Annotated in this window: 10 protein-coding genes; all 10 read right to left on the bottom strand. The window is 36.5% G+C overall.

From position 1 onward, the window contains the following. Positions 1-45 precede the first annotated feature (45 nt). The 10 genes from GQR60_RS02360 to GQR60_RS02315 all read right to left on the bottom strand — a co-directional run bounded on the left by GQR60_RS02360 (position 46) and on the right by GQR60_RS02315 (position 18,955). Entirely contained in the window at positions 46-882 is an 837-nt protein-coding gene (locus tag GQR60_RS02360) for a glycoside hydrolase family 16 protein (protein ID WP_225441312.1), read from the bottom strand. 19 nt (positions 883-901) lie between these two features. Continuing rightward, on the bottom strand, positions 902-2,212 hold the full coding sequence (locus GQR60_RS02355) for a family 16 glycosylhydrolase (protein ID WP_160463395.1): 1,311 nt from the start codon (positions 2,210-2,212) through the stop codon (positions 902-904). 223 nt (positions 2,213-2,435) lie between these two features. Further along, a complete protein-coding gene (locus tag GQR60_RS02350) occupies positions 2,436-3,359 on the bottom strand; it encodes a PKD domain-containing protein (RefSeq protein ID WP_124991390.1) in 924 nt (307 codons plus the stop codon). A gap of 16 nt (positions 3,360-3,375) precedes the next feature. Beyond that, on the bottom strand, positions 3,376-5,418 hold the full coding sequence (locus tag GQR60_RS02345) for a hypothetical protein (RefSeq protein ID WP_124991389.1): 2,043 nt from the start codon (positions 5,416-5,418) through the stop codon (positions 3,376-3,378). A 205-nt stretch (positions 5,419-5,623) separates the two neighbouring features. Beyond that, positions 5,624-7,108 carry a RagB/SusD family nutrient uptake outer membrane protein gene (locus GQR60_RS02340; RefSeq protein ID WP_124991388.1) on the bottom strand — a complete coding sequence of 495 codons (1,485 nt, stop codon included), beginning with the start codon at positions 7,106-7,108 and terminating at the stop codon, positions 5,624-5,626. Between the two features lie 12 nt (positions 7,109-7,120). Beyond that, positions 7,121-10,153 (bottom strand): SusC/RagA family TonB-linked outer membrane protein, encoded by a 3,033-nt coding sequence (locus GQR60_RS02335; RefSeq protein ID WP_124991387.1) that lies wholly within the window; start codon positions 10,151-10,153, stop codon positions 7,121-7,123. A 309-nt stretch (positions 10,154-10,462) separates the two neighbouring features. Next, complete coding sequence (locus tag GQR60_RS02330; RefSeq protein ID WP_124991386.1) at positions 10,463-13,393, bottom strand: helix-turn-helix and ligand-binding sensor domain-containing protein; 2,931 nt, start codon at positions 13,391-13,393, stop codon at positions 10,463-10,465. A gap of 358 nt (positions 13,394-13,751) precedes the next feature. Next, positions 13,752-14,705 carry a thioredoxin-disulfide reductase gene (gene trxB, locus GQR60_RS02325; RefSeq protein WP_124991385.1) on the bottom strand — a complete coding sequence of 318 codons (954 nt, stop codon included), beginning with the start codon at positions 14,703-14,705 and terminating at the stop codon, positions 13,752-13,754. A 21-nt stretch (positions 14,706-14,726) separates the two neighbouring features. Further along, positions 14,727-16,007, bottom strand: coding sequence for an L-cysteine desulfidase family protein (locus GQR60_RS02320; protein WP_124991384.1), 1,281 nt, complete (start codon positions 16,005-16,007; stop codon positions 14,727-14,729). Positions 16,008-16,153: 146 nt separating this feature from the next. Next, the gene (locus GQR60_RS02315; protein ID WP_124991383.1) at positions 16,154-18,955 is read right to left on the bottom strand and encodes a M16 family metallopeptidase; all 2,802 of its coding nucleotides are present in this window, start codon (positions 18,953-18,955) and stop codon (positions 16,154-16,156) included. Between the last annotated feature and the right edge of the window lie 308 nt (positions 18,956-19,263).

Below are 19,263 nucleotides of genomic sequence, written 5' to 3'. Positions count from 1 at the left end.
GCATTCATTATTCTTTTACAAGGATCAACTCTAAAACGAAAGCAATTATCTTTTCTGAAAGATCCTCACATAATCAACCTGCATCGTCTGAGGAAATGCTTCAGCATCTATTCCTTCCACACTACCCCAGGCTCCGCCCACGGCAACATTTAATATCAAGTAAAATGGTTTTATATATGGCCATTTAGATTCGCCCAAACCTTCATTTTTATATTCAAAATAAAGTTGATCATCAACATAGGCTCTCATTACCTCAGGTGTCCACTCCCAGATGTAGGAATGAAATTTTTCAGCTACATCAGAAATCATAATTGTATCTGTTTGTTGTGTGCCTTTTTGCCATTGATAATCAGTTGAATGAGCGGATGCATGAATTGCACCTAAATTATGTCCCACATGTTCCATGATGTCGATTTCACCAATATTTGGCCAATCTCCATCCTTAAAAGACCAGTCTTTCGGCATCATCCATATAGCAGACCAAGTACCTCTTCCCTTTGGAAGCTTGGCATTCACCTCAATTTTTCCGTACAGCCAATTTGCTTTTGAATTTAATCGGGCAGATGTATAATCCTTACCTTCGTACTGCTCTTTTAATGCAATAATGTTAAGAACACCATCCTGAACCCATGCATTTTCCTTCTTTGCTTTTGTATAATATTGAGCTTCATTATTTCCCCAACCTTCTGAATTTCCTTCTGTATCGTACATCCATTTTGTTGAATCAGGAAGGCCTGTATAATCAAATTCATCACTCCAGACCAATTGGTAATTGTCGGAATCGCCTTCACTTTTTTCCGAAGTTTTAGATTTCTTTGAATTACAAGCAGACAAGAGAAATATTGTCCCTAATGATAGGATGGTATGTTTTAGTAGCATCATTTATGTTTTGTTTTTTCGATTACTGATATACACGCACGTAGTCTATTTCCATTGATTGAGGAAAAATGGCATTATCGATTCCCTGAGCACCTCCCCAGTTTCCACCAACAGCCACATTTAAAATGAAGAATTGATCTTCATTAAATGGCCAATTGCTTGCCGTTTTAGTTGATGGTGCATAAGTATGAGTTACATTATCAGGAGTATCGATATAAAACACCATCTCTGTTTCATCCCATAACAAACCATAAATGTGGAATTCTTCTTCGGCAGTTGTCAGTGTTTTACTGCTGCCATCACCATTAGAACCAGAACCGGCAGTTGTGTGAACTGTAGCATGAACAACATCAGGTTGATAACCTACATATTCCATGATATCAATCTCACCACATGCAGGCCAGCCTGCTGTGTTGAGATTACTTCCCAGCATCCATATGGCAGGCCATATTCCTGTACCGGAAGGTAATTTGGCGCGAATTTCATATCGTCCGTATGTAAATTCTTTTTTGCCTTTAGAAATCAACCGAGTTGAAGTGTATGAACCGGCAACTTTATCATCATTCACTTTTTTTGCTGTAATAATCAACTTGCCATCTGTTACTTCAGCATTATCACCATTGGTGTAATTCTGTAATTCGTTGTTTCCCCATCCACCGGCTCCGGTTTCAAAAGTCCAATAATCTGCATTAACCGAAGTTCCATCAAACTCATCAGACCATACTAGTGTCATATTATCCACATAGTTAGGATCATCTTGAATTATGGTAATTGTTTGTTTTGTTGAAAAGGTATCATTCCCTACAGCCACAATCAATTCTATTTCATACTGTCCGGATTTAGGAAAATAAGCAATTGTATTCTCCTCATTATCAATCTCCATATTACGATATACCCATTTGAAAGAATCGTAATTGCCTATAGTTGTATTTATCAAAACTACATTATTGGGATTGGTTGGATCAATTTCTGCACTAAAAGAAATTTCGAAATCGGTATTTGAAATGCTAATTATTTTGCTGACCTCTGCTTTATCCCCAGTAAAACCAAATAATGTAAGAGTTACGTTGTACTCTCCTTCAACAGGATAATATATACTAAAGCTTTTATTTTTGTCTGTTGTAGTCACAGGAGTCTCACCATTTCCAAAATCCCACTCCATAGAATAGTATTCTCCTTCAGATTCATTTTTAAATTCCACATGATTACCATCAGTATAATCAAAGGTGAAATTCGCATTCATTCCTGATTCTGAATCGTTGCTTCCGCAACTTGCGAGAAGAAGGAAACCAAAACAAACAAAAATTATTTTCAATATATCTATCCTTTTCATAACCATTATCATATTATTGCGAAACTCCTCATTTACAATTCTAATTTCAGTAAACAAGAAAGATTTGTATTCAATCTTTTAATTGGTAAAAGACGTTGCACAATAGGTATTAAAAATCCAAATATGCAACGTCTTGTTTTCTATATTTCCTTATACCTGATCTTGTGATAAGAATTCTAACCTATTTAGTTAGTAAATTCGTTTTAACAATATCAACTCCATATTATTGCACAGGTTTAACTGTGGTAAAAGTTTGATACCAAGCATATGTTTCATCCTCTTCAACTCTAACTTTCAATAAGTTTTCTGTTACCTGTATGATTTCATAAGTACTTGCTCCAACGTACCATGACATAAAACCACCATCACTTAAACTAAAGCTGGTTCCTCTGTATCCCCCATCAATTGTTGCAACAGATGATGCTGGTCCGAACGAGACGCTTTTAACCCCAAACATAGTGGTAACAACATCTTCACCATAACATAAATCGCCATCAACTCCTATCTTACCTGCGTAGGTTCCTGGAATATATGCAGATCCTGTAGTTTGTTCGAAAGTTAAACCTTCAGCAGTTTTGGTAAACACAAATTCAGCATCATACATACACGATTTTTCGAATGGTGCTGCACTAAACCATGCTCCATATGCTTTGCCTGCATCTTCATAATTAGGGCCTAAAGCGATGTGTCCTGGTTGATCTGCTGCCCAATACCACGTCTTAGAGCTTCCTCCTGTCAGGAATTCTGCAGCTTCATTATCTGTGAAGGTGCTTAAAACTTCAATCTTTATGGTTTTACTCGAAGAAATACCACCTGTACCAATAGCGATTACAGTAACATTGTATGTGTTAACACCTGTTTTAGCAAAAACATGTGATACATTACCATCCGCAACAATCTCACTATCTTTTCCATCACCAAATAAATAATTAAAGGTAATTTCATCATTTGCTGATGCCGAAAAATTTACCGCACCACTGCCATCACCATATGGATTTTCATCATCCTGCCCAACGATCACATAGGAAAGGTCAACATTGCTTGGTACTGTTAGTGTACCTAATTCATACTTCTCTTCATCGCAACCAGTAAAAATTAGCAGCGCTCCCAGAAGCAGAGTGGATATATATTGAATATTTTTTTTCATAAGTTATTCTCTTAAATTAATAGAAATAAAGGTTGTCTATAAAAACCATTGCACCAGAAGATTCGAAGAGCAACTGGGTTACCCCTGTTAAGTCGGTAGAATAATCTGCTAAAGCGATATCAACACCTGCCCAACGACCTAGAATTATGGATGGTACCACCTCAATATCTTCGTTATCTACGATGGTGTTCACCAGTTTTAAAGCAAGACTGGTTGCATCATTTGTCCAATAATCAAAATGCACATAAGTCTTGCCGGACAAATCAGTTGGATTGTCGTAATCTGTAACAATTCCTGTGTAGTTAAGGGCTTGATATAAGAGTACATTATTTCCACCAAAATCAACATTGGTTAATGTAGTTGTTTGTCCCCAACCTGGATTCCATTCATTTACTGTAATATTTGTATAGGCATCGCTAAATATGGAAATCACATCTGCAGCATTAGCTGTTGGTGTTGGCGCAGCTTCTGTCGGTGCCTTATAGAAATATAAGTTATCAATATATACTGTTGCACTCGAAGATTCGAAAAGCAACTGCGTTACCGCTGTCAGGTCAGTAGAATATTCTGCTAAAGCGATATCAACACTTACCCAACTTCCAACAGTAACATCAGAAACCTCTACAATATCTTCACTACCCGCTACTGTGTTCACCAACTTTAACGCCAGCTTATCGGCATCACTCGTCCAATAATCAAAATGAACAAATGTCATTGCTGATAAATCAGTTGGATTGTCATAGTCAGTTACAATACCAGTAAAGTCTAATGATTCGTACAACAAAACATTATTCCCGCTAAAATCAATACTGGTTAATGTTGTTGCCTGTCCCCAACCAGGATTCCATTCATTTACTGTAGTATTTGTGTAAGCATCACTAAATATGGAAATCACATCAGACACATATCTTGCAGGTGGTACTGGAGCCGCTTGTGTTGGCGATGATGATTTTGCTTTATAGAAATAAATATTGTCTACAAAAACAGTTCCTGCAGCCCATGGATCACCAACTAATTTTAATTGAATAATATCTGCAACTGTTAATCCCTGATCCGTAAATGCAGATATCGCAAGATCAATACTGGTCCATTCAAAAGCTGTTAAATCGCTCGAAACTGGTTTTTCACCATTTGTACCGCTTATCAGTGAAGTTTCTAATTTGGTAACATCAGGTGTCCAAACATCCATATGTAAAAATTCCATATCAGTAATATCTACAGATGTTCCATCAGCTAAAGCAATTCCCTGATAGCTAAGATTGATGTATTGAAGCATTTTATCACCATTCAGATCAAATTCTCCATAGCTGCTTCCCTGACCCGATTGTCCCCAATCCGGGTTGTAGTTAATTCCTTCAATATCATCATAAGCAGAACTGTAAATTGAAATTACATCTTCTACATTTCTGGAAGGAGGTGTTGGTGCCGATGTAACCGGAGCTAAAATCTCAGTAACTGTAAATGTGAATGTAGAATCAGTAGTCGCTGCTCCTGCACTTTTTGCAATTACTCTAATCTCATAATCACCTGCCACTGGATAAATGTGAGAAGCAACCACATCAGGCATTGCTGCTGTAGGCTCTTCATCTACTGTATCTCCAAAATAAATTTCAAAAACAGCAGCATAGTCAGCAGTTGCACTAATGTTTACCTGCTTCGAAATGCTCAAATCGTTTTCGATTTTGATTTTGAGATTTTCCGGTGCTTTGAATGAGACATTGACTTCTTGAATAAATTCAGTAGAAAGACCAGTAGAACCAATAGCTAAAATGCTAAGCTGATATACACCTTCGATATAAGTATGCGTTGCCTCTTGACCCTGAGTATATTCTTCAACTTCAGAACCATCACCAAAATCTATTCTATAAGATGAAGCACCATCTGCATTTGGTATAATTGTTACTATACCCGTATTATCCTGAGTAATATTGAATATGGCTGACACATTAATTGGTGCAGTCACATAATCCAATGAATACAACTTATCTTCATCCGTTTCGCAAGCAAAAACGACAGCTAAAATGAAAATAAATGCGCTTATTTTATTTAGTATTTTCATATGATTATAAATTTTTTTTTAGTTGCCATATGGAACTTACCAAGCAGGAATAATCATCCCCATGTGTGTCAAAATCACTTTGGCATGGACGTTTCATATGATTATAATTTGTTTTTATTTGCCATATGGAACTTACCATGCTGAGATAATCATCTCTCTGTGAGTCAAAATCGATTTGGCATGGACGTTTCATATTCTTTTAGTTTTAATAATTTGGATTTTGTTCCCAGTTCCCGTTGGCAAACTGAATTTCTTCTAATGGAATAGGAAACACCTCATTTTTACCTGCAACAAATCCATCTATTTCACTGGCTGCTCTGCCTGTTCTCACCAAATCAAAGAAATGATGTCCTTCTCCTATTAATTCAACTCTGCGTTCATGATAAATCGCATCGGTTAAAGCAGCTCCTGTTAATGTAACATCGTGATTCGTATCGCCAAAAGCTCTGCGTCGAACCTGTGAAAGATATTTTTGTGCTTTTGTGTCTGAGATTCCACCTCTATTATTGGCTTCAGCGGCCATCAATAAAACATCAGCATATCTGATTGCTCTGTAATTGTTAGGATTGGTCAAGTTCAAGTCACCTTGTGCGTCAGCACTCCTTTTTCGCGGAATGTATTTTCTATTGAAGTATCCGGTATGTTCAAAACCAGTAGTATATTCTGCTCCTGTTTCTGCAGCCCAGGCTTCGATATCCAGTATGGCAACATCTTTACGGTTATCACCTGGTTCGAACTCATCTACTGCATCTTGTGTCGGCAGATTAAAACTAAAACCAGACGTATATAAATCACCAACATAACCTCTTACTCCACTAAATCCAACCGCAACATTTCCTTCACTGCATTGCAGACAACCAAAACCAGCACCTTCAACATCAGTATATTGAACTTCGAAAACCGATTCTACTCCATTTTCACCTTCTGCCTCGAAGATTGTATTGTAATCAGATACTAATGAATAATTTTCATCCATAATCAGCTCATCAAAAACTGCAGCAGACTCAGAAAATTTATCCTGAAACAAATATGCTTTACCAAGCAAAGCCTGAGCGGCACCTTTTGTTACACGTCCGGTTTGACTTGCAGTTGTTGGCAACACTTTGATAGCCAAAAGCAGATCTGCTTCAATTTGTGCATATACATCAGATACCGGTGAACGTGGAATTGAAGTTTCATCTCCTAATTTATATCGCTCATCGATTTTAAGTGGAATTGCTCCAAACCATTTTACCAATTCAAAGTAATAATAGGCTCTTAAAAACCGAACTTCACCAATCATTATTTCTCTTCCATCAAAGTCGATATTATCTTTAAATTCCATAAAGTAATTGCAACGCTGCACTCCGGCGAACATCCAGTTCCATATGTCTCCCAGATTACTATTTACAGGTGTATGAATCATATCATCAACCTGTTGCCATCCAACAACATCAGTAGCACTTTCGCCACCACAAAGAGTATTGTTTGAAGCTATTTCTCCTAATATTACATTTACATACGTTGATTGTAACATATCGTAAGATGCAATGAGAGCATTGTAATAATCATCTGAAGAATTAAAATAATTCTCAGAGTCAATTGAATATTCAGGTGATAATTCTACAAAGTCATCAGAACAAGAAAAAACTAATGCTGATAATGAGATAAAAACCGTGAATATAACTTTGTTGTATAATCTATTTTTCATTTTCATGGCTTTTTAAAAATTAAGGTTTAATCCGAATGTAAATGTTCTGGCTGCAGGATAGAAACCATAGTCAATTCCACCACCAATTGGTGCGCCGGTAGATGCTGCCGGATCAAAACCTGTATAGTCAGTAAACGTATATAGGTTGGCAACAGAGCCATAGAAACGCAGTTTAGAGATTCTTAATCTTTCAGTGATACTCTTTGGGAATGTGTACCCAAGTTGAACATTCTGAATTCGTAAGAAAGAGGCATCTTCAACAAAATAGTCTGAGAAAATATTGTTTGCAGTTGCAGCAGTTGTCAACCGTGGAACAGAATTGCTTGTTCCCGCTCCAGTCCATCTGTTAAGGCTGGTACTTAATCTATTTACATTTGAATTGGATCTCTCGTAATTACGAACCATCTCATTTCCAATTGAAGCGTAAGAATATGCTACGAAATCAAATCCTTTATAATTCACTGAAATATTCAAGCCCATTGTTACATCAGGAATAGGATCTCCCAAATTCGTTCTGTCATCAGAAGTTAACTTTCCATCTCCATTGATATCAACATATCTGATATCTCCAGGTGATGCTTCGGCTCCCAGTGCAGTTTGAGAAGGATGTGCATCTACTTCTGCCTGATTTTGGAAAATACCATCTGTTTTATATCCATAAAAGTAACCAATAGCTTTTCCCACTTCCATTCTGGAAGGCGCTGGCTGACCGACACCAAAATTTCCACCTTCAATAAATCCAGAACCATTATTTACTTCAAGAACCTCATTATTTAATGTCGTGAAGTTGTAATTCACTTTAAAACTTAAATCTTTGGTAATGTTGCCTCTGTATCCAACTGCGAATTCAAATCCTTTGTTGCGTACAGTACCCGCATTTACTGTAGGACCAGCTGCTCCAGGAGCAGCTACACCAAGAATACCGGAAACAGGAATATTTCCAATCAGCAAATCGTTGGTAGTCTTAATAAAATAATCGGCATTAACATCTATTTTATTGTTCAAAAGTTTGACATCAACTCCAACATCAAACTGTTCTGACTCTTCCCATTTCACAGTTGGATTTGGATTTGCACCAATAGCTGTTCCCGGAGCCAAAACACCATCAAAAACATAGGTCGCTTCACCATCTAACTGCGAAATGTATTTATAACTATCAATTTTGTCAGATCCTAACAAACCATAACTCGCTCTCAATTTAATAAAATCGATTTCTTCAATGCCGCTCATGAAATCTTCATCCGAAATAACCCAACCCGCAGTTGCAGAAGGGAAGTAAGCAACACTTTCATCAGGACCAAATTTTGTTGAGGCATCCCTGCGGATCATTGCTGACAGCAAGTATTTTCCTTCATAATCGTATTGAATTCTTGAGAAATACGACAATCTTCTTTGATCAAAAGTCCATGATCCCACTGATTTGGAATCACTAACCCCATTAGCTAATCCTATGTCTGCAAAATCCCATGAATTATTTGGAACATCATAACCTGTCGCATCCAAATGATTTCCCCACTCTTTAAAAACGGTAGTACCAAGTGTTGCTGATAAATGATGCTTTTCGTTAAAAGTATTATCGTAAGTAACAAATGCATCAAAAGTATAATCATTGAAGTTTTCGGCATTCTGATTTACACTACTTCGTGTTTTATCGAACACTTTTCCTCCGTAATCAACAATTTTACTAAATGTCTTAGACTCTGAATTACTAGTATTAAAACCAATCCTTGCTGTAGCTTTTAGATGTTTGGAATATTCGTAATCCAAACTAAAATTACCATTCAACTTCTTCAAGTTGTAATCATTATAAGTATCAGCAATCTGTGCTAACGGATTAATAATTTCGATACCAAGACTGGTTGGAGCCAGGAAATAATTTCCATTTGAATCGTAAACCGGCATTGTTGAAGGCATATTTAATGCATTAAATAATACAGATCCAAGACCATTTTCATTAATCGATTTTCTTTTGATATAGGTGTAAATTACAGATGACTTCATCTTAAAATTATCGGAAAGATCAGCTCCTAAATTCACTCTGGCTGTATTACGTTTATAACCCGTTTTATCCTTCCCTACTATTCCTTTTTGGTCCAAATCAGAAGCACTTAAAGAGTATACAATTTTATCAGAACCACCATTAACACTAATATTGTTATTTAATACAGGAGCTCTTTCAAACAATTCATTTTGCCAGTTTGTTCCTTTACCTAAATTTGCAACATTCAAAAAAGGCAAAGCCTCACCATTAGCCGCATAGGCCTCATTTAATAAAACACCATATTCTGTTGCATTTAAAACAGGCAATTTTCTTGATGTTTCCTGAATACCAATAGAACTATTAAAGCTTACAGTTGCTGCTGTATTTTTTCGACCCGTCTTGGTTGTAATCAAAATGATTCCATTAGCACCAACTGTTCCATAAATTGCGGCTTGCGCATCCTTAAGAACAGTAATAGTCTCGATATCATCAGGATTAAGAGTTCCTAAATCACCTTGATATCCATCAATGATTGCTACCGGAGATGCATCACCGTTTGTAGAGATTCCTCTAATACGGATGTCTAATCCTGAACCTGGAGCACCGGAAGCAGAAGTAACTGTTACTCCTGCAGTTGTTCCCTGTAGTGCCTGCTCTACCTTAACCGGTTTTAAAGCTTCAATTGTTTTAGAGTCAACAATGGACACAGCGCCAGTCACATCCCGTTTCTTTTGAGTACCATAACCTACTACAATTACCTCATCAAGACCTGTTGTCTGAGTAAGTAGTATAACGTCAATTACAGTTTGACTTTCGACAAGAACTTCTTTAGTCTCAAATCCTATCATTGAATAAGCAAGTATCGCATCTTCAGTTACTTCAATAGAGTATTTACCATCAAAATCAGTTGAAGTACCAATAGTTGTTCCTTTTACCACTACTGAAGCAAATGGTATGGGCGTACCATCCTCAGCTGAGGAAACGACACCAGTCACAACATGCCTTTGCGCGAAGGTTGTCATGCAAAAGAATGTGAGAAATAAAAACAAGACCGTTTTTTTCATAAATTAGTTAGTTAAGATTAGAAATTAGTTCGATGTTCTGTTTTTACAGTATACACCTACAACGATTGCAATGTAAGCCCAACATCTATCCTAATCAAAAAAAACAATACATCACAAACTCTACATGCTGGAAACACCAATACATCATTACTACATCACAGCGCACATAATCTTTTATAAAGCTCTATTTTTTAGAATTTTAACTTTCCTTAACAATTCAATATTTTTTAAATCCACCATACATCAAATTAAAAAGAGGCTAATGATTTTCATCACCAGCCTCTTTTTAGACAGAATAAATTTTATTGATTAGACGTTTAATATGAAGTCAATTAAATTTTCTTCCCTTGCTATATTAAATTTTTTACGCAAACGATACCGACTTATTTCTACTCCCCGAACAGAAATATTCATCAGTGGCGCAATTTCTTTTGAGGACAGGTTCATTCTTAAATAAGCACAAATTCGTAAATCTTTTGGTGTTAATTGCGGATGCAGCAATCGTAACCTTTTCAGGAAATCTTCGTGCACCTGATCAAAATGCACTTCGAACTGCTCCCAATCCTGATCGCTGTTGAATTCAGCATCAATAGTTTTCATTAATTGCCTCACCTGAACAAGAGCTGTTGGATCTTTAATTTTTTTCAGAGCTTTTTTCAATTCTCCAACCGAATAGGAAAGCACCTCATTTTTATGGATGATATTCATAGTAGATCCGGCCAACTCACGGGTTTTAAACTCAACTTCGCTTCGTAATTTATCATTCCTAAGCTGCACAATCTCCTTTTCTGCAATAAGTGCCTCTTCCCTAAATTTTTGTTCCTTTAGTCTCAGCTCTTCCTCCTGCTTCTTTTTTAACTGGTTTTGCAAATACTTAATTCTATATCTTATAATACTAACAGCAACGTAAATGCAGAACAATACAAGTAAAACATATATAACAAGCGCTGTGTGAGATCTATACCAAGGAGGTAAAATGGTAAAATGAAATGTATCCTTAGCAGATTTAACTCCATATTGATTCTCTGAAACCACTTCAAATACATATTCTCCCTCCGGAAGATTAGTATACTCTTTTTGAGAATTATTTGCCCATGGTGATGGAATTTCATCAAACCCTAATAATTGACACTGATATCGAATTAATTCCGGATTGCTAAATTGAGGCGCAGAATATTTAAATCGGATGGCATTGCTCTTATAAGGCAGCTCAATCCTATTTTCATTATCCGAATTAAATTGAATTTCATTAGCATTGGAATAAGTTCCGTAATAAATAACAGAATCTGTTTTCCCACTGATACGAACTTCTCTAATGATAGTCTGAAAAGTATCGTTGTATTTTTTTTCAACAGTAGGATCGTAATGTACAAATCCATCCTCATTCCCAAATAAAACATTTTCCTTATCAACAACCGTAACATTCTCAAAAGCTCCAATAAAGGAAGATTTTAGGGGTGCGAATGGCTTTTTCAGTATTTCATATGAATTGTCTACTTGTGACTTTAATAAACCTATGTTTTCAGCTTGAAAAAACCAGACATCACCATTCTTTTGCTCAAACAACTTATTAACAGGTTCTTCGCTGTCAAATATATTATTTAAAGACTGATGAACTTCAAATCGATCCGATTCAGCCACATATTTATAAAAACCATTACTGGTTGAAAAAACAATTTCATCCCGGAGTTTGTGTACATCTATACCCAGATTTGACTGAAAGCCGTCTTCCACTCCATAAAATCTGTACTTTGTACATTCATCAAATCCTTCATTTAAGAGCAGACGATATACACCTTTGTAACCGTGACACATCCAAATCGAATTGTCGTCGTTCCAAACCATTTCTCTGCATGATTCATTGAAACCTTCAATTCTTTTGCTAAATTTCCACTTATTATTCGTTTGTTTCGATTTCTCATAAAGTACTAAACCAGTATAGGTTCCACCAATCATTACATTCGGAATCTCTTTTTTATAAATGTAATTCCATCCCCCGGCTATGTCAGAAATTAACTTTCCAACCTTTTTATCAATACTAAATGTTCCTTTATTGTGTCCGCAAATCAGCTCCCCGTCTACTACTTGTAAATGCCATACCTGCCCCGAAGTATTCTTAACCAATTCGAAGGCCTCTTCTCCATTCCTTATACCCTGCGAAAAATCATACTTCCGCGCAAATAATCCAGTGTTTGTTCCCAGATACAAATACCCATCATGATATATTGATGCATAACCTGCTCCAAGATCTTTTTCTTTTGGAAAAATGGAAAGAGGAGAACTAATTTCCAGATAATCGATTCCATTGTCCAATCCAACCCACAAATTTTCCCTTCGATCCAAAAACAGACTTAGTACTGTATTGTTCTGTAAACCTTTTTCAGTATTAATATTTTGAATTATTTGTCCATCCTTGTTAATGATATAAACACCATTCCGAACCGTACCAAAAGCAAATTTTGAATTCCCAAGTGATATTCCTGTATATACCTGATCAGTTTTGAATTTTTGACTCAAATCATTGTTCCATGTGGTAATCTGAGTACCATCATACAAAAACAAACCATCTAATGCAGTAGCAATGAGAAGCAAATGATTTGACAAGGGAAGCAAACTAACAATTTCTTTATCCGCAAATATTTCACCACCTTTCACTACATCTACAGACCTGCCGTCAAGCACACAAAGTCCTTTTCTTTGTTCTCTTACAAAAAACTGATCATGAACAAGAAAACCAAAATGAAATTCATTTTCATTCTGAATTTGTGAAATTGCACCGTCTCTATAATAGAATATCTTTTGAAACGAATGAAACAGAATACCCTTTTTATAAGGAAAAATTTGCCAGACTTCATCAAATTTCCGATCATTATCAGGCAAAAGATCAACGAGAGAATGATAGCTCAACTTCCCTTGATTATCGGGCTTTAGATATCCAAATTCGTTATATGCACCAACAAATATCTGTCCCAAACTATCTACTGCCAACGAACGAACAACTGAATTATTCGGCATTGGAATCACACGCCAATTGTTTCCATCAAATTCCAATACCCCCTCGTTATTAGCAAAATAAAGCAACCCATTGGGTGCTTGTGTAATGTCCCAATTCTGGGTTCCTCCTTTATAATGGCTTCGGGGAAATTTTTTTATAAAAGGAATTCCATTGTTCTTCACTTTTGAGAAAGCAAAAAAACTGCTAATGGAAATTAAAAGAAAAATAATTGAAATTCTTTTCAAGATAGGATCTGTTTGTTTCGCTGAAATTTAAGATGATTCTAAGAAATATCCAAACCAAAAGAAAATTGGTTCTTTTTATTCTATATTCAATCTTCTCAATTTTAATGCTTCAACTAAAACAAATCAGGCATTATGTCACTTATTTCCTTTACTAAGGATAAAACGCCCATCAAAAAAATATTGATGAGCGAATAAATTATTTTAATTTTTACTGTTTACGAAAAAGAGGCAATCCCAACCGTTGACCTAAAACGTATACATGTCTGAAATATAAGGGATTGCCTGCTTTACTGAAATTTGCACCATAAATAATGGAAGTTATTTATTTAGCCGAAAAGGTGCCTTTGGCTATGTTTTTTCAATTCATTTCTGCAAGATATCTTTCTGCCTCGATGGCCGCCTGACATCCTGAAGCTGCTGATGTTATTGCTTGTCGGTAATTCGGATCCTGAACATCGCCACAAGCAAAAACGCCTTTAATATTTGTCATCGGAGTGCCTGCCTGAGTCAGGATATAACCTTGTTCATCGGTATCAACGTAATCAGAAAACACATCTGAATTTGGGTGATGACCAATTGCCAAAAAGAACCCATCAATAGCAATTTTTACTTCTTCTGGCGAAGAGGTACCTGCATTTTTAATCAATGTGCATCCCTCTACCCCATTTTCTCCTGTTAATTCCTTTGTAGTGTGTTCGAATAAAATTTCAATGTTCGCAGTTTTAAATACTCTTTCCTGCATTGCTTTCGAAGCTCTTAAAAAATCCTTACGAACAATTAAGTAAACCTTATTACACAAACCAGCTAAGTATGAAGCTTCTTCGCAGGCAGTATCGCCACCACCTACAACAGCAACATCTTTTCCTCTGTAGAAAAACCCATCGCAGGTTGCACAGGCCGAAACACCCGATCCTCTATATTTTTCTTCGCTCTCTAAACCCAAATATTTTGCCGTAGCTCCTGTTGCAATAATTACCGAATCGGCTTCAATATCCTTATTCCCATCTACCTTTAATTTAAACGGTCTTTCGTTCAAATTTACTTCGGTAACAATACCCCAGCGGCAATCGCAGCCAAATCGTTCGGCTTGTTTCTTTAGTTCACCCATCATAACATTTCCTGTAACTCCTTCAGGATATCCCGGGAAATTGTCAATTTCAGTAGTTGTAGTTAATTGTCCGCCTGGCTGCAAACCTTCATAAACAACTGGATTTAAATTTGCTCTTGATGCGTAAATTCCGGCCGTATACCCTGCTGGTCCCGAACCAATTATCAAACACTTTACTCTTTCAATATTCTCTTTATTTTTCATCTTTTTTCTTTTTCTTTATTCTCAAGAAACTTTCTTCATCTTTTCCAACATGGTCTTAAGAATAACCTCGTCGGTTACTTCCATTCCCTCATTTGCCAAACGACCAATATTCCGAATAGTAGCTTCCACATCATCATCAATAATACCATTCATTCCATTTAAACAATTGTGATTCATAGCTAATAATGATGATTGAATTGCGGCACTTACACTTGCAGCAATCTTATGAGAACAACCATATTTTGCTCCATCGCAAATCATACCGGTTACACCCCCTGTCATATTCTGCAATGTCATCCCCATTTGTTTGAAATCGCCTCCCATAATGTAAGTAATTCCGCATCCTGCACCGGCAGTAGACAATAAAACGCCGCAAAGTGCAGATAGTTGACCAACGAAAGATTTCATATAAATAGTAACCAACAATGCCAAAGCCAATGCTCTTAGTAATGTTTCATTACTCACTTTAAATTCCTCTGCTGCAACTACCACAGGCAAAGTAACGCTTATTCCTTGGTTTCCGCTGCCACAATTAGACATTACAGGCATTGCGCTTCCGGCCATTCTTGCATCTGAAGCGGCTGCTGTAAGCATTATGGATCGATTCATTAAATCCTCTTTAAGAATTCCTTTCCGGATATTAATCATCATCGATTTACCCACCTGAAGTCCGTAATTCCCCTTTAAACCTTCCTCCGCAATGGACTTATTAAGCTTTACTCCTTTTTCAATGAAAGCGATATCGGCTATGTCAACAGTATTAATAAATTCATAAATACTACGGAAGCTCCAGTCTTTCATATTAAGGACAGCATCGGTTGCTGATTTTGAAGTATTTTGGTAGATAACAAAACCATTTCGTTCGGCTAGAAGAATATTTGTATGTCGATCCTGAATAATAACCCGACCTGAATTTTCACCCTTAAAGCAGATGCATTCAATGTACAGTTTAGCTACACCATATTTTACATCTACCTGAACTTTTCCCTGGTTCACAAAGGTTTGCGCCAATTCAACAATATCAGGACTAATTCCATCCAAAACTTCTAATCCTGCCATAGGATTGCCTCCCAAAGCACCCAAAGCTCCGGCAATGGTTAAGCCGACCATACCTGAACCTGGAATTCCAACTCCCATTCCATTCTTAAAAATATTTCCACTTACATGAAATTCAATCCGATCTGGTGATTGATTCAAAATTTCCCTTGCTTTTGCTGCCGCATAAGCAACTGCGACTGGTTCTGTACACCCAAGTGCCGGAACAAATTCTTCTTTTAGTTTTTGCAGATAAAGTTCCTTCATTACTGATTTTTCAAGAAAAACAAACTGTATGCTTTTCGATAATTTACTAGTGGTTGGTTAATAGTTTAAGACAAAAGAGCGGACCGGTCAATCATTCTCACCAACCGGTCCTAACTAAATCAAAACAGACTAATGATTTTGTTTTACTATTTTTTAGGATTCATGATCACTTCAACAGTATTCACGTTTTTTAATATTTCTTTTGCAAAATTCTGAATCGAGTCTGCATCGATATTTTCAATCATTTTTATGTAATCTTCTTTAGACGTCAGTTCCGAACCCAGCATCAGGTTCTTTTGAATACTGCTCATCCAGAAAGAGTTTTGTAATTCAGCTTCTTCTCTGCTTTTAATAAAATTGTTCTTAATCTCATTTAAGTCAACTGCATCACAAGCTTCATTTTGAATTTTAACAATTTCCTCCTTAACAATTTCAACCAAACGATCACGCTTTTCAGGATTACAATCGAAACTGATATTCAATGAGAATTCCGGTGTTGGTAATTTAGATGATGATGGACTTACTCCAACGCCATAAGATCCACCTTCCTCTTCACGAATAGTTGTCATGTATCTTTTAGACAGAAGCTGAGACACTACACTAAGCAGCACTCTGTTCTCTAAAGTATAATCGAAATCGCCCTGCAAAGCATAATTCACAGTTGTTTTAGGAACTGCCATTTCACGATCAAAAATTCTGCTTGTTTTTCCTTTGGCAGGACCCACTTTATGATCTAAATATGTTTCTTTTTTGTTCGTAGAGCTAATGTTACCAATATACTTTCGAATCATTGGTAAATGTTCCTTCTCGTTAATATTACCAACAAAAATGAAGGTAAAATCACTGGCATCAGAGAAACGCTCACGGTAAATTTCCGAGGCTCTGTTAAAGTCGATCTTATTAATAAAATCTTCTCCAAAAAGCAAAGTACGTGGAGAATAATTTGTCGATAATAAAGCTATAGTATCCTGAAGTGCTTTATTATTATCTACTTTTATGTTTGCAACATAATCTCTCATACGTGCCATCTGCGCACTAAAAGGAGCTTCTTCGAAACGAGGCGCTTCAAAATTCAGGTAAAGCAATTGTAGTAAAGTCTCAAAATCCTGAGGAGAAGCAGAACCTGAAAACCCTTCTGTCAATTCTCCTAAACTTGTATTCAAACCAACAATTTTACCTGCTAATTTTTTCTGTAACTGAGTTGCATCAAACTCCCCAACACCTGACATTTCAACAATACTTGCCGCCATATCAGCGGAAGCAAGATCTTTATCAGCAATTAATGATGTTCCTCCAAAACTGAAAGAAGACATTGAAATTTCATCCTTACTGTATTCAGTAGGAAGAATAACTACTTTTGCTCCATTATCAAGAACATAACCTTTAGCATCAGTTCCCTCAACTCCAAATTGGCTTAAAATCTTAACCGGCTTCAACTTCTTAGCAACAAGAGGCTGATTGCCTGCTTCATCAATATAAGCTTCCACATTCGAAGATTTCACTTTAGCTGCAACAGCCAGCAGTTCTTCTTTAGTTGGGTAAACTTGTGTTTCATTATCAGGACCTTGTAATATTAATGCTGAATTATCAACATTAGAATAAGACTTTACAAACGCATTCACCTCATCGAGTGTGATGACTGGAATTGTTTTAGCTGCAAATTCCATTTCCCACTCCAAAGAAGGAAATGGTTCTGCTTTTAAGAACAAGTCTGCTAATTGCTCTGCCCACTTATCATTTGTAATTTTGCTGTAATTTGCAGCATATGACTCATATGATCTCATGTATTGCACCTTGGTTCTCTCAAGCTCCGAAGCAGTAAAACCATAACGTTTAACACGTTCCAACTCTGTTAATGCTTCAGTAAAAGCTTCCAGTTCTTTACCAGATTTTGGCACAAGGTAAATATAGTCAGCACCTTTGGTACGCGCTAAATCATATCCTCCAAACTCAATACCCATAGCCGAACATTCCAATTTCTTGGTTTTTTCAGAGATACGGGCAGCAAGCATCTGATTGAACATACCCTTGGCCAGATCGTTTCTTTGAGTGGTTTCATTCTTAACGGCATCCAAATCGCGGCGGAATAGCCACATAATACTAAGATTTTTAGCTTCCTTGTCTTTAGCGGCAACATAACCAACTTCTTTTGAATCCTCAATCTTAGTATAAGTGCGCTCTGCAGCATTTTTTTTCATTGGAATTTTTGAAAATAAATCCTTTACTTTCTTCTCAATATCCTCTGCATCTACATCTCCAACAATAACTACAGCTTGTAAATCCGGACGATACCACTTGTCGTAATATTCGCGAAGTGCTGAATGTTCAAAATGATCAATCACATCCAAAGAACCGATCACATCACGTTCTGCATACTTCGAATTATTATACATCACCGATGATGTTTGATCTCCCAAACGCTTACGAACATTTCTTCTGGTACGCCACTCTTCATGAATAACACCACGCTCCGACTCAATTTCTTTGCCTTCCAGCAATAATCCTCCTGACCAGTCATGCAAAACCAATAAAGCCGAATCCATCAATCCTTCACTCCCTGTAGGAATATTACTGATATTATAAACAGTTTGGTCCTGGGCAGTATAAGCATTAATATCACGCCCAAAAAGAATACCATTTTTCTCCAAATAATCAAGCATGTTCTTACCTGGAAAATTTTCCAAACCATTAAACGCCATGTGCTCTAGAAAGTGAGCCAAACCATTTTGAGAATCTTCTTCAAGAATCCCTCCAACGTTTTGTACAAAATAAAAACTGGCACGGTCTTTTGGTTCCTCGTTATGCAATATATAGTAAGTCAATCCATTTGATAACTTACCTTGCTTTACCTTTGAATTCAATGGAATCGTTGTTGTATACTGAGCTTTAGAGACCAAACCAGAGCATAAAAAAACACTCGCAAAGAGTAATAATACAATCTTATTCATACGTTAAATTTTACTTTATAAATTCTTCTCATTAATAATTCCGAGAGAAAAGTGTTCTCAGGTTGCCCATTAATTCCTAATTGATAAAACTTGTAGTGTTCAATTGGGAATCGATAGGTGGTTTTCATAGCATGAAATTAAATTTCTAAAAAAAAGAGCAGGGAGTTTTTCAGATCAGATATTGGGGTAAATAACTTGACGTCCCTGCCCTTTTTACCACTAACTAAAGTTTGTTGTTGTTTATCTAGATTTTGTTTTAACCACTAAAAAAAATATTCAGGTTTGATGATGAGATGACAGGGATTGCC

The sequence above is a fragment of the Labilibaculum euxinicum genome, assembly GCF_009795715.1.
Classification (GTDB): Bacteria; Bacteroidota; Bacteroidia; order Bacteroidales; family Marinifilaceae; genus Labilibaculum; species Labilibaculum euxinus.
This window is presented reverse-complemented; position numbering and strand designations above follow the sequence as displayed.

Bases quoted from the DNA above. Each gene is read 5' to 3' on its own strand.
- GQR60_RS02320 (WP_124991384.1), bottom strand. From the start codon at position 16,007: ATGAAGGAACTTTATCTGCAAAAACTAAAAGAAGAATTTGTTCCGGCA.
- GQR60_RS02355 (WP_160463395.1), bottom strand. From the start codon at position 2,212: ATGAAAAGGATAGATATATTGAAAATAATTTTTGTTTGTTTTGGTTTC.
- GQR60_RS02360 (WP_225441312.1), bottom strand. From the start codon at position 882: ATGATGCTACTAAAACATACCATCCTATCATTAGGGACAATATTTCTC.
- GQR60_RS02315 (WP_124991383.1), bottom strand. From the start codon at position 18,955: ATGAATAAGATTGTATTATTACTCTTTGCGAGTGTTTTTTTATGCTCT.
- GQR60_RS02350 (WP_124991390.1), bottom strand. From the start codon at position 3,359: ATGAAAAAAAATATTCAATATATATCCACTCTGCTTCTGGGAGCGCTG.
- GQR60_RS02345 (WP_124991389.1), bottom strand. From the start codon at position 5,418: ATGAAAATACTAAATAAAATAAGCGCATTTATTTTCATTTTAGCTGTC.
- GQR60_RS02340 (WP_124991388.1), bottom strand. From the start codon at position 7,108: ATGAAAAATAGATTATACAACAAAGTTATATTCACGGTTTTTATCTCA.
- GQR60_RS02335 (WP_124991387.1), bottom strand. From the start codon at position 10,153: ATGAAAAAAACGGTCTTGTTTTTATTTCTCACATTCTTTTGCATGACA.
- trxB (WP_124991385.1), bottom strand. From the start codon at position 14,705: ATGAAAAATAAAGAGAATATTGAAAGAGTAAAGTGTTTGATAATTGGT.